The 12,222-nt window shown below is 61.2% G+C and carries 12 protein-coding genes; 9 read left to right on the forward strand and 3 right to left on the reverse strand.

The annotated features are described in order from the left end of the window. Positions 1 to 56: 56 nt before the first annotated feature. On the reverse strand, positions 57 to 1,406 hold the full coding sequence (locus OQ248_RS06995; protein ID WP_265812402.1) for an aspartate aminotransferase family protein: 1,350 nt from the start codon (positions 1,404 to 1,406) through the stop codon (positions 57 to 59). A gap of 139 nt (positions 1,407 to 1,545) precedes the next feature. Here OQ248_RS06995 and OQ248_RS07000 point away from each other — a divergent pair, with 139 nt between their 5' ends. From OQ248_RS07000 to OQ248_RS07025, 6 genes are all read left to right on the forward strand, one after another. Continuing rightward, a complete protein-coding gene (locus OQ248_RS07000; RefSeq protein WP_007958517.1) occupies positions 1,546 to 2,466 on the forward strand; it encodes a LysR family transcriptional regulator in 921 nt (306 codons plus the stop codon). Positions 2,467 to 2,560: 94 nt separating this feature from the next. Further along, entirely contained in the window at positions 2,561 to 3,211 is a 651-nt protein-coding gene (locus OQ248_RS07005; protein ID WP_085711287.1) for a TetR/AcrR family transcriptional regulator, read from the forward strand. A gap of 7 nt (positions 3,212 to 3,218) precedes the next feature. Continuing rightward, a complete protein-coding gene (locus tag OQ248_RS07010; RefSeq protein WP_265812403.1) occupies positions 3,219 to 3,800 on the forward strand; it encodes a YigZ family protein in 582 nt (193 codons plus the stop codon). Between the two features lie 537 nt (positions 3,801 to 4,337). Continuing rightward, positions 4,338 to 5,888: an ABC transporter ATP-binding protein gene (locus tag OQ248_RS07015; RefSeq protein ID WP_265812404.1), complete on the forward strand. Its 1,551-nt coding sequence runs from the start codon at positions 4,338 to 4,340 to the stop codon at positions 5,886 to 5,888. Between the two features lie 11 nt (positions 5,889 to 5,899). Then, entirely contained in the window at positions 5,900 to 7,006 is a 1,107-nt protein-coding gene (locus tag OQ248_RS07020) for an ABC transporter permease (RefSeq protein WP_265812405.1), read from the forward strand. Next, a complete protein-coding gene (locus tag OQ248_RS07025; protein WP_265812406.1) occupies positions 7,006 to 7,932 on the forward strand; it encodes an ABC transporter permease in 927 nt (308 codons plus the stop codon). The genes OQ248_RS07020 and OQ248_RS07025 overlap by 1 nt, the downstream gene beginning before the upstream one ends. Here OQ248_RS07025 and OQ248_RS07030 read toward each other — a convergent pair. Continuing rightward, positions 7,929 to 8,345 (reverse strand): hypothetical protein, encoded by a 417-nt coding sequence (locus tag OQ248_RS07030; protein WP_265812407.1) that lies wholly within the window; start codon positions 8,343 to 8,345, stop codon positions 7,929 to 7,931. The two genes, OQ248_RS07025 and OQ248_RS07030, sit on opposite strands and share 4 nt — an antisense overlap. An 83-nt stretch (positions 8,346 to 8,428) precedes the next feature. Here OQ248_RS07030 and OQ248_RS07035 point away from each other — a divergent pair, with 83 nt between their 5' ends. From OQ248_RS07035 to OQ248_RS07045, 3 genes are all read left to right on the forward strand, one after another. Further along, positions 8,429 to 8,779: a MerR family transcriptional regulator gene (locus tag OQ248_RS07035; RefSeq protein ID WP_265812408.1), complete on the forward strand. Its 351-nt coding sequence runs from the start codon at positions 8,429 to 8,431 to the stop codon at positions 8,777 to 8,779. A 35-nt stretch (positions 8,780 to 8,814) separates the two neighbouring features. Beyond that, positions 8,815 to 9,501 carry an SDR family oxidoreductase gene (locus tag OQ248_RS07040; RefSeq protein WP_265815074.1) on the forward strand — a complete coding sequence of 229 codons (687 nt, stop codon included), beginning with the start codon at positions 8,815 to 8,817 and terminating at the stop codon, positions 9,499 to 9,501. Positions 9,502 to 9,684: 183 nt separating this feature from the next. Further along, entirely contained in the window at positions 9,685 to 11,043 is a 1,359-nt protein-coding gene (locus OQ248_RS07045; protein ID WP_265812409.1) for an 8-oxoguanine deaminase, read from the forward strand. Positions 11,044 to 11,102: 59 nt separating this feature from the next. Here the strand turns inward: OQ248_RS07045 and OQ248_RS07050 are convergent, their stop codons facing one another. Then, positions 11,103 to 12,194, reverse strand: coding sequence for a calcium:proton antiporter (locus OQ248_RS07050; RefSeq protein ID WP_265812410.1), 1,092 nt, complete (start codon positions 12,192 to 12,194; stop codon positions 11,103 to 11,105). Between the last annotated feature and the right edge of the window lie 28 nt (positions 12,195 to 12,222).

Raw genomic sequence — 12,222 nt, forward strand, 5'->3', positions numbered from 1 at the left:
TGCGCAGACGCCCGCAAGGAGCGCCTGCTATTTACGTAGCTATATAGAAGGAAAAATCAGTCGAGCTTGTTCAGCACTTCGCCGACCGCGTCGAACAGACGATCAAGGTCTTGCGGCTTGCTGTTGAAGGTTGGGCCGAACTGCAGGGTGTCGCCGCCGAAGCGCACGTAGAACCCGGCTTTCCACAACGCCATGCCAGCTTCGAATGGACGCACGATGGCGTCGCCGTCACGGCCCGCGATCTGGATCGCACCGGCCAGGCCGTAATTACGAATGTCGATGACGTTCTTCGCGCCTTTCAGGCCATGCAGGGCATTTTCGAAATGCGGTGCGACTTCGGCCACGCTCTGTACCAGGTTTTCCTTTTGCAGCAGGTCGAGTGCTGCCAGGCCAGCGGCGCAAGCCACCGGGTGCGCGGAATAGGTGTAGCCGTGCGGGAATTCCACGGCGTATTCCGGGGTCGGCTGGTTCATGAAGGTCTGGTAGATCTCGGAGCTGGCAATCACCGCGCCCATCGGAATCGCGCCGTTGGTGACTTGCTTGGCGATGCACATCAGGTCCGGGGTCACGCCGAAGGTGGTAGCGCCGAACATGGTGCCGGTACGGCCGAAACCGGTGATCACTTCGTCGAACACCAGCAGAATGTTGTGCTGATCGCAGATCTCGCGCAGACGCTTCAGATAACCCTGTGGTGGAACCAGTACGCCAGCGGAACCGGCCAGAGGCTCAACGAACACCGCAGCGATGTTCGAAGCATCGTGCAGCTCGATCAGTTTCAGCAGCTCATCCGCCAGGGCGATACCGCCCTGCTCCGGCATGCCACGGGAGAAGGCATTGCTCGCCAGCAGAGTGTGCGGCAGGTGATCGACATCCATCATCGCCTGACCGAACAGCTTGCGGTTGCCGTTGACGCCGCCGAGGCTGGTGCCGGCGATGTTCACGCCGTGGTAGCCACGGGCACGGCCGATCATTTTGGTTTTGGTCGACTGGCCTTTCAGACGCCAGTAGGCACGGATCATCTTCACCGCGGTATCGGCGCACTCGGAGCCGGAGTCCGTGAAGAACACGTGGTTCAGGTTGCCCGGGGTCAGGTCAGTGATTTTCTCGGCCAGCTGGAACGACAGCGGGTGGCCGTACTGGAAGCCCGGCGAGTAATCGAGGGTGCCCAACTGCTTGGCCACCGCTTCCTGGATTTCCTTGCGGGTATGCCCGGCGCCGCAGGTCCACAGACCGGACAGCGAGTCGTACACCTTACGGCCCTTGTCGTCGATCAGCCAGCTGCCTTCGGCACCAACGATCAGACGCGGGTCGCGCTGGAAATTGCGGTTGGCGGTGTAGGGCATCCAGTGCGCGTCCAGCTTCAGTTGGCTGGCCAGTGGCGACGACGCGTTTTCAGGCATGTTCATCGGGCAAAACCTCGCAGGGCAATAAGCTTCAGGGAGATAAAAGTCGTTGTTGCAGCTAAGTTGCCACGCCGATAAAGTCGGTGAAATCCAACTTTTCTAACCTTCAGTTAGAACCTTGCTAAACAATGAGAACAACAAGATGAGCAGCCGCCGCCCCGATCCGCTGGCCCAGGTCAGCGACTTTGATATTCGCCTGCTGCGGATTTTTCGCAGCGTGGTGGAGTGCGGTGGCTTCTCGGCGGCGGAAACCGTGCTTGGTATCGGACGCTCAGCAATCAGCCAGCAGATGAGCGACCTGGAGCAACGCCTCGGCCTGCGCCTGTGCCAGCGCGGCCGTGCCGGTTTCTCCCTGACCGAAGAAGGCCGCGAGGTCTATCAATCGGCGTTGCAGCTTCTAAGTGCGCTGGAAAGTTTCCGCACCGAGGTCAACGGCCTGCACCAGCACTTGCGCGGCGAACTGATCATCGGCCTGACCGACAACCTCGTCACCCTGCCCCACATGCGCATCACCCACGCGCTCGCGCAGTTGAAGGAGCGCGGGCCGGACGTGCAGATCCAGATCCGCATGATCGCTCCCAACGAAGTCGAACAAGGCGTGCTCGACGGGCGCCTGCATGTCGGCGTGGTGCCGCAGGCCAGTGCGCTGTCCGGGCTGGAGTATCAGCCGTTGTACAGCGAACGCTCGCTGCTCTATTGCGCGGTGGGCCATCCGCTGTTTTACGTCGATGACAAACAACTGGACGACGAACGCCTGAACAGTCAGGACGCCATCGCGCCGACCTTCCGTTTGCCGGCGGAGATCCAGGCGCATTATCAGGCACTCAATTGCACCGCCAGCGCCTCCGACCGCGAGGGTATGGCATTCCTGATTCTGACCGGACGTTACATCGGTTATCTGCCAGATCACTACGCCAGTCTCTGGGTGCAACAGGGACGGCTGCGTGCGCTCAAAGCCAGCACGCGGTTCTATGACTTGAGCCTGGCCTCGGTCACCCGCAAGGGCCGGCGTCCGCATCTGGTGCTCGAAAGTTTTCTCGAAAGCCTCGCCGCCACCCGCTGATGACCGGCGTTTTATTGCCCGGGGCTTGTCGCAGGCCGATGGTTGCGCTATCAACGCAACTGGTTGCACCCCACAGACAAACCCGGAAGTGCCTATGACCTTTGAAGTCCCCGCTCACGGCGGCAAACCTGCCAGCCGCATTCGTCAGAAGAACGAAGAGACCATCATCAAAGCCGCCGAAGACGAGTTCGCCCGTCACGGGTTCAAAGGCACCAGCATGAACACCATCGCCACCAAGGCCGGGTTGCCCAAGGCGAATCTGCATTACTACTTCACCAACAAGCTAGGGTTGTACGTGGCGGTGCTGAGCAACATCCTCGAGCTGTGGGACAGTACCTTCAACACCCTGACGGCCGAGGACGATCCGGCCGAAGCGCTGACCCGCTACATCCGCGCAAAAATGGAGTTTTCCCGCCGTCAGCCACAAGCGTCACGAATCTTCGCGATGGAAGTGATCAGCGGCGGCGAATGCCTCACCGAATATTTCAACCAGGACTACCGCGCCTGGTTCCAGGGCCGGGCCGCCGTGTTCCAGGCGTGGATCGACGCCGGCAAGATGGACCCGGTGGATCCGGTGCACCTGATCTTCCTGTTGTGGGGCAGCACCCAGCATTACGCCGACTTTGCCACACAGATCTGCCGTGTCAGCGGTCGCAGCAAGTTGACCAAACAAGACATGGAAGACGCCGGCAACAACCTGATCCGCATCATTCTCAAAGGCTGCGGCCTCACTCCTTCTTTATAAGACGTTTATGCCATTCACCCTCAGCGACTTTTGCGAATTCCGCGAAGAGATTCGCAAAAGCCGTTTCATCACCTTCGCCGCACCGATCGGCAGCCCTGCCGAGGCGCAAGCCTTCATCGAGCAACACAGCGACTTGAACGCCTCGCACAACTGCTGGGCGTGGAAACTCGGTGATCAGTACCGCAGCAATGACGACGGCGAACCCGGCGGCACTGCCGGACGGCCGATTCTCGCGGCCATCGAGGCGCAGGACTGTGATCAGGTCGCGGTGCTGGTGATCCGCTGGTACGGCGGCATCCAACTGGGCACCGGCGGCCTGGCCCGGGCCTATGGCGGCGGCGCCAACAAGTGCCTGCAAGCCGCGCCGAAAATCGAATTGATCAGCCGCGTGCCCCTGCGTTGTGCCTGCGCATTTGCCGAACTGGCACTGGTGAAGTTGCGAGTGGCGGATCTCGGCGGTCTGGTGGTGGAGGAAAACTTCACCGCCAATGGCGTCGAATTACAGTTGGCGGTGGGTGAGGCGCAGATTCCATTGCTGCAAAACCAGCTGGCAGACCTCAGCCGTGGACGCATCCTGCTCCAGCACTGAACACCTGCAATATTTCGGGGCACGAGCAAATCCCTATATTCCAGAGAGTTGCCCACATCACCTGTGCACCCGACTGTGGATAACCTGAGCACACACCGCTGTAACCCTTCTGTCACGTGGCTTTGCGCGATTTGTACACTTTTCGCCCAAAGCACATGAAAAAAGTTTAATTCCAAGCAAAAACAATCAGTTAGATCTGTTTATCGCCATTGGGAGATAGCACCGGTGCGCTTATGCCAAGGTTGTCCGATTGCGCACAAATACTGTGGAGCAACCTGTGGATAACCCGTTCATGACTCCCGTAGCCACAGGTGCAGCTTGGCTCCGGCGGGATTGCTCGTTTTTTAACCAGAATTTCACGAGCAAAACTGGAGCCTGATCAAAGGCTTTGCGCTGAATTGGTGCCGCGAAACGGAGCAGTTCTGCCTTCGTGGCTCTACGAGAAGGGTTGCCGCTCAAGCGCTTGACGGGTTCCTGACCCAATGGCCAGGAAATTGCTTTATCCACAGGCACAACTCCAAGCGACCCGAGCCTGTCATGCCAAACCCGACGTCCACCCCGCGCCTGCAATTGCGCCGCATCAGCAAACGTTATCCCGGCTGCCTCGCCAATGACACCATCGACCTGTGCATCGCCCCCGGTGAAATCCACGCGCTGCTAGGTGAAAACGGCGCGGGCAAAAGCACGCTGATGAAGATCATCTACGGCGTCACCCAGCCCGACTCGGGCGAAATGCTCTGGCAAGGGCAACCGGTGAACATGCGCAACCCGGCGCAGGCCCGGCAGTTGGGCATCGGCATGGTGTTCCAGCATTTCTCGCTGTTCGAAACCCTGACCGTGGCGCAGAACATTGCGCTGGCGATGGGCCCGGCCGCCGGAACGCCGAAACAGCTTGAACCGAAAATCCGCGAAGTGTCCCACCTTTATGGCATGGCGCTGGAACCGGAACGACTTGTCCACAGCCTGTCGATCGGCGAACGCCAGCGGGTGGAGATCGTGCGTTGCCTGATGCAGGACATTCGCCTGCTGATTCTCGACGAACCGACCTCGGTGCTCACGCCGCAGGAAGCCGACGATCTGTTCATCACCCTGCGTCGGCTCGCGACCGAGGGCTGCAGCATTCTGTTCATCAGCCACAAACTCGGCGAGGTACGCGCCTTGTGTCACAGCGCCACGGTATTGCGCGGTGGTCGGGTGGCAGGGCATTGCGTACCCGCGCAATGTTCCGACCAACAACTGGCGCAATTGATGGTCGGCGAGTCGGCGGTGCTGATCGGTGAGTACCCGAAGGTCAGGGGCGGTGCGACATTCCTGCAGGTCAGCGGATTGAATTGGCACAACCCGGATCCGTTCGGCTGTTCGTTGACCGACATCGACTTGCAGGTGCGCAGCGGCGAAATCGTCGGCATCGCTGGCGTTGCGGGCAACGGTCAGGACGAGTTACTGGCATTGCTCGGCGGCGAGCAGACTCTGCCACGCAACGTCGCAGCCACTATTCGTTTCGGTGAACACGCGGTGGCCGATCTGCGCCCGGATGCACGGCGCAGACTCGGTCTCGCATTCGTCCCCGCCGAGCGTCTCGGTCACGGCGCGGTGCCGGAGTTGAGCCTGGCGGACAACGCCCTGCTCACAGCCTTTCAACAAGGCTTGGTCAGTCACGGGCTGATCGAGCACCGCAACGTCGAGTCTCTCGCCGAAAAGATCATCCAGCGCTTCGGCGTGAAAACCCCGGACACCCAAACCAGCGCTCGCAGTTTGTCCGGCGGCAACCTGCAGAAATTCATCCTCGGCCGGGAAATCCTCCAGCAGCCGAAACTGCTGATCGCCGCGCACCCGACCTGGGGCGTGGACGTCGGCGCGGCAGCGGTCATTCATCGCGCCCTGATCGCCCTGCGCGATGCCGGCGCGGCGATCCTGGTGATTTCCGAAGACCTCGACGAACTGTTCCAAATCAGCGACCGCCTCGGCGCGCTCTGCGGCGGGCGGATGTCGGCGCTGCAAGACACGGCGCAAACCCGAATCAGCGATGTCGGTGGCTGGATGGCCGGCCAGTTCCACAGCCCTCAACCTCAACCCGCTGCGGTTTAACGGAGTTTTTCATGCTGCTTTCTCTCGAACCCCGTGGCCGCCAATCGTGCCTGATGCTGTGGTGCTCGCCGCTGTTGGCGGCGGTGCTGACCCTCGGCTGTGGCTCGCTGCTGTTCATCGCCCTCGGCCACGATCCGCTGCAAACCTTGCACACCTTGCTGATCGCGCCGGTCAGCGACTTGTATGGCGTGTCCGAATTATTGGTCAAGGCGTTGCCGATCCTGCTCTGCGCCCTGGGCCTGGCGGTGGCCTATCAGGCGCGGATCTGGAACATCGGCGCCGAAGGCCAGTTGTTACTCGGTGCATTGGCCGGCAGTGCACTGGCAGTGAACATCATCGACATGCAAAGCCGCTGGGCACTGGTGCTGATCCTGCTCACCGGCACCCTCGCCGGCGCCGCATGGGCCGGGTTGACCGCCTGGCTGCGCACGCGCTTCAACGCCAATGAAATCCTCACCAGCATCATGCTCAATTACATCGCGCTGAACCTGCTGCTGTTCTGCGTCCACGGGCCGTTGAAGGACCCGGCCGGTTACAACTTTCCCGAGTCGGCGATGTTCGGCGACGCCAGCCGCCTGCCGTTGTTGATGGAGGATGGTCGAGTTCACGCCGGGGTGTATTTCGCTCTGCTGGCGCTGGTGGCAGTGTGGGTCTTGTTGCAGAAAAGCTTTGTCGGCTTTCAGATCAAAGTGCTCGGGCTGGATAAGCGCGCGGCAGGATTTGCCGGGTATCGCGAGAAACGCCTGATCTGGCTCGCGCTGTTGATCAGCGGAGGATTGGCGGGACTTGCCGGTGTTTGCGAAGTCACCGGGCCGATCGGGCAACTGGTGCCGCAGGTCTCGCCAGGCTATGGCTATGCGGCGATCACCGTGGCGTTTCTCGGGCGGCTCAACCCCATCGGCATTCTGTTTTCCAGCCTGTTGATGGCGCTGCTGTACATCGGCGGAGAAAGCGCACAGATGACGCTGAACCTGCCGCAGGCGATCACCCAGTTGTTCCAGGGAATGATGCTGTTTTTCCTGCTGGCCTGTGACGTGTTGATCCTCTATCGGCCACGCCTGAACCTGCGCTGGGTGCGGCGCACTTCAACCACCGCCGTAACCGCCGGAGCGCTGTGATGGATATCGATCTGCTGAGCAATGTTTTCTACGCCATGGTGCGTTGCGGCACACCGCTGCTGCTGGTGGCGCTGGGTGAACTGATCTGCGAGAAGAGCGGCGTGCTCAACCTCGGTCAGGAAGGCATGATGCTGTTCGGTGCGGTGATCGGTTTCATCGTCGCCTTCAACACCGGCAACCTGTGGCTCGGCGTGGTGCTGGCGATGCTTGCGGGGATGTTGCTGTCGTCGCTGTTTGCGTTGGTGGCACTGGTGTTCAACGCCAATCAGGTGGCGACCGGGCTGGCGCTGACGATTTTTGGCGTGGGGCTGTCGACCTTTGTCGGCGCGGCGTGGGTCGGCAAACCGCTGGCGGGGTTCGAGCCGCTGGCGATTCCATACTTGAGCGAAATCCCGCTGATCGGCCGCATGCTGTTTGCTCAGGATCTGCTGGTGTATCTGTCGTTCGCGCTGTTTGCGCTGGTGGCCTGGGTGATCGTGAAAAGCCGTATCGGTCTGATCATCCAGGCGGTCGGAGAAAACCCGGACGCCGCGAGTGCCATGGGCTTGCCGGTGCTGACGGTGCGCACATTGGCGGTGCTGTTCGGCGGTGCGATGGCCGGGCTGGCCGGGGCTTATCTGTCATTGGCATACACGCCGATGTGGGCGGAGAACATGACCGCCGGACGCGGCTGGATCGCGCTGGCGCTGGTGGTGTTCGCCAGTTGGCGGGTGTGGCGGTTGCTGCTCGGCGCGTATCTATTCGGCCTCGCCAGCATCCTGCACCTGGTGGCGCAGGGGTTGGGGCTGGCGATTCCATCGAGTCTGCTGGCGATGCTGCCGTATGTGGCGACCATTCTGGTACTGGTGTTGTTGTCGCGGGATGCAGTGCGTACGCGGTTGTATGCGCCGGTGTCACTGGGACAGCCGTGGCAGGCCGGACATTAAGCCGTGACGGCCCGCGACAGCGACCGAACAGGCAACGCCTGAGCAATGCCCCACGCCACTTCGAGAACCAGGAAACCCACCACCAACGAACTGGCGCCGTGGGCCAGGGCATACGTCATCCACGCCGCGAACAGAAATCGCGTCACCGCGTCATAGCGCCCATAAACCGGCTGCGGATCACGAATCCGCAGCACCGACCACATGCACACCACCGAACCGAACAAATTCGCCATCAACAGATGCGCAGGTTCGAACGCCGGCAACTCACCAGGCAATTTCAGCGCCTGACTCAACGCCGTCAACAACCCATGCAACACAGCAAAACTCCATGGCGTGACAAACGCCACTGTCACGATCAAGTCATACCAGGCACTGCCACGCACCACGTTGCGATACTGCGTTGAAGTCCACATCATCCTTGCTCCGAAAATTCTGGGAGCAATCACGGTAAAGCCTGGAGTATGCTCCAGGGTCAAACACTTTCGAGACCTGCAAGATGCGCATTGGGGAGTTGGCCCAGGCCTGCGATGTCAGCCGTGACACGCTGCGTTTTTACGAGGAACGCGGACTGATCGCGGCGCAGCGCAGCGCCAACGGTTATCGCGACTATCCGCCGGAGATGGTGCAACTGGTGCTGTACATCAAGACGGCGCAACGTCTGGGCTTTACCCTTGGCGAGATCGGCAACAGCGTTGGCGCGTTGTGGCACTCGCCGAACCCCGACACCACCGTCGCGCAACTGCTGCAAGACAAGCTCAAGCTGGTCGAAACCCGCATGGCCGAACTCGACGAGCTGCGCCAGGAATTGCAGCAACGGCTCGGTCAACGCTGTCCATTGAACCCGTGATCTTTCAACTTTCAAGGAAGCCCATCATGTCCGCATTGAATCCTGCCAAGCACGCACTGATCATCGGCGCCTCCCGGGGCCTGGGCCTGGGTCTGGTGAAAACCCTGCTGGCCGATGGCTGGCAAGTCACCGCCACGGTTCGCAACCCTGCGAACGCCGAGGCGCTGAAAGCACTGGGCAACGTGCAGATCGAAAAACTCGACATGGACGACCAGCAAGCGGTGATCGCCCTGAGCCAGCAACTCAAGGGCGAGACCTTCGACCTGCTGTTCGTCAACGCCGGGGTCAAGGGCCCTGACGTGCAGACCCCGGGCGGCGCGACGCTGGCGGAAGTCGGCCAGTTGTTCTTCACCAACGCCGTGGCGCCGATCAATCTCGCCCAGCGCTTCGTCGGGCAGATCCGCGACGGCAGCGGCGTGCTGGCGTTCATGAGCTCGGTACTGGGCAGCGTGACCATGCCCGACGCGCCTGAACTGGCGCTGTACAAGGCCAGTAAAGCGGCACTGAACTCGATGACCAACAGCTTCGTCACGCAGTTGGGCGAGCAGAAACTCACCGTGCTGTCGCTGCATCCGGGCTGGGTGAAAACCGACATGGGCGGCGAAGGCGCCGATATCGACGTAGAGACCAGCACCCGTGGCCTGGTAGATCAGGTGGACGCATTTGCCGGCAAGGGCGGCCATCACTTCGTGAACTACAAGGGTGAAACCATTCCCTGGTAAGCACTGGACCCTGTGGGAGCCTGCTCCCACAGGGTTATCCCGGTGTCTGGTCGGGTTGGGCTTGCCCGTCGCAACATTTTGTTCGAAACTCCGCACCTCGTCCTTCGCGGCGACCCTGGATCAGCAGACAGGGCAACACTGAGCTGGCAACCCTGAACCCAACTTTCAGAGGAGCCGGCCACAATGCCTGCGACCCGTATCTGGTTAAAAAATCCCCTCGCCATTTTCACGGCCAACGGCCTCGATGCCCGTGGCGGCCTGGTGCTGCAAGACGGTGTGATCACCGAAGTGCTCGGCGCCGGCCAGCAACCTTCCGCCCCATGCAATGAAGTGTTCGACGCCCGTGAGCACGTGATCCTGCCGGGTCTGATCAACACCCATCACCACTTCTATCAAACCCTGACCCGCGCCTGGGCGCCGGTGGTCAATCAGCCGTTGTTCCCGTGGCTGAAAACCCTGTACCCGGTGTGGGCGCGCCTGACGCCTGAAAAACTCGCCCTCGCCACCAAAGTCGCACTGGCCGAGTTGCTGCTGTCGGGCTGCACCACCGCTGCCGATCACCATTACCTGTTCCCGGACGGCCTGGAAAACGCCATCGACGTGCAAGTCGAAACCGTGCGCGAACTGGGCATGCGCGCCATGCTCACTCGTGGCTCGATGAGCCTCGGCGAGAAGGACGGCGGCCTGCCTCCGCAACAGACGGTGCAGGAAGGCCAGGTGATTCTCGACGACAGCCAGCGGCTGATTCACGAGTACCACGAACGTGGTGACGGCGCGCAAATCCAGATCGCCCTGGCCCCGTGCTCGCCGTTCTCGGTGACCCCGGAAATCATGTCCGCCAGCGCCGATCTGGCGAACAAACTCGATGTGCGCCTGCACACTCACCTTGCCGAAACCCTCGACGAAGAAGATTTCTGCCTGCAACGCTTCGGCCTGCGCACCGTGGATTATCTGGACAGCGTCGGATGGCTCGGCCCGCGCACGTGGCTGGCCCACGGCATCCACTTCAACCCTGACGAAATCGCCCGTCTCGGCGCGGCCGGCACCGGCATCTGCCATTGCCCGAGCTCGAACATGCGCCTGGCCTCCGGCATCTGCCCGAGCATCGAACTGACCGATGCCGGCGCGTTGTTCGGTATCGGTGTGGATGGCTCGGCGTCCAACGATGCATCGAACATGATCCTCGAAGCGCGTCAGGCCCTGTACATCCAGCGCCTGCGTTATGGCGCCGAGAAGATCACCCCGGAGCGTGTGCTGGGTTGGGCGACCAAGGGTTCGGCGAGCCTGCTGGGACGCACCGACATCGGTGAACTGGCGGTGGGCAAGCAGGCGGATCTGGCGTTGTTCAAGCTGGATGAGCTGCGCTTCTCCGGGAGTCATGATCCGATTTCGGCATTGCTGTTGTGCGGCGCGGACCGTGCGGATCGCGTGATGGTCGGCGGCAAGTGGCGTGTGGTTGACGGACAGGTTGAAGGGCTAGATCTCAAAGGTTTGATTGCCGACCACAGCCAGGCGGCGCGGCAGTTGATCGCCGGTACCTGATCCAAGCGGAAGTCTGAATGTGGGAGCAAGCCCGCTCCCACATTTGTTTTGTGATCGGCTCAAAGTCCGAGCAGCGACAACATGATGAACGTCGCAAACAACACAAAGTGCGTCATGCCCTCAATGGCATTGGTCTCCCCGTCATTGAGGTTGATCGCGCTGACGATCAGTGTGATGAAGATCATCACCGTCTGCACCGGCGTCATCGCCATCTGAAACGGCTGACCGGTGTAGAGCGCCATCGCTTCCATCACCGGCACGGTCAGAATCACCGTCGATAACGAAGCGCCCATCGCAATGTTGACCACCGACTGCATGCGGTTGGCCAACGCTGCGCGCAATGCGGTCAAAATCTCCGGTGCCGCCGAAATCGCCGCCACCAGAATCGCTGTGATCACCGGCGGTGCCCCCGTCCCTTCCAGGCCCAGATCGAGAGTCTTGGACATCACTTCGGCCAGTGCGCCGATCACCACCACACCGAACACCAGAATGGCAATCGACAGCGGCAGATTGACCTTCTCCGGTTCCTCCTCCGGCGGCTGTTTCCTGCGGCGTTTATCCGGGTAGCTGTAGCTGAAAAAGTAACTGTGTGGCCCGACCTGCATGCGCAGGAACAGCGCGTAAAGCACCACCATCGCGCCGATGGTGAACGCCGAATAGATTTTCCAGTTGGCCTCGGGAATGAACTCCGGCACCACCATCGACACGCCCATGGCGGTAAGAATCATCACGCTGTAACTGCGGGCAGAATCGTCGTTGTAGGACTGCTCGCCATGCTTGATCCCGCCCATCAGCGCGGCGAGGCCGAGGATGCCGTTGATGTCGAGCATCACTGCCGAATAGATCGTGTCGCGCACCAGCGTGGCGGAGGCTTCGTTGCTCATCATGATCGCCAGGATCACCACTTCCACCAGCACGGCGGCGAGGGTCAGGATCATCGTGCCGTACGGGTCGCCGACTTTTTCCGCGAGCAGTTCGGCCTGATGGGCGACGCGCATCGACGCGGCGACGATGAACGCGATCAGCACCAGCCCGGCCGTCAGCGCGACGACCTGGCCGCTGTGCAGCAACCAGTGCTCCAGCGGATACGCAACGAAGGCCGCGATCAGGGCCAGCAGCAGAAAGCTTTCTTGCTTGAGGATCGTGAGCATGGCGGGCCTTCGGTTGCCGGGGTCGAAT

The sequence above is a fragment of the Pseudomonas sp. COW5 genome (genome assembly GCF_026240005.1).
In the GTDB taxonomy this organism is placed as follows: Bacteria; Pseudomonadota; Gammaproteobacteria; order Pseudomonadales; family Pseudomonadaceae; genus Aquipseudomonas; species Aquipseudomonas kribbensis.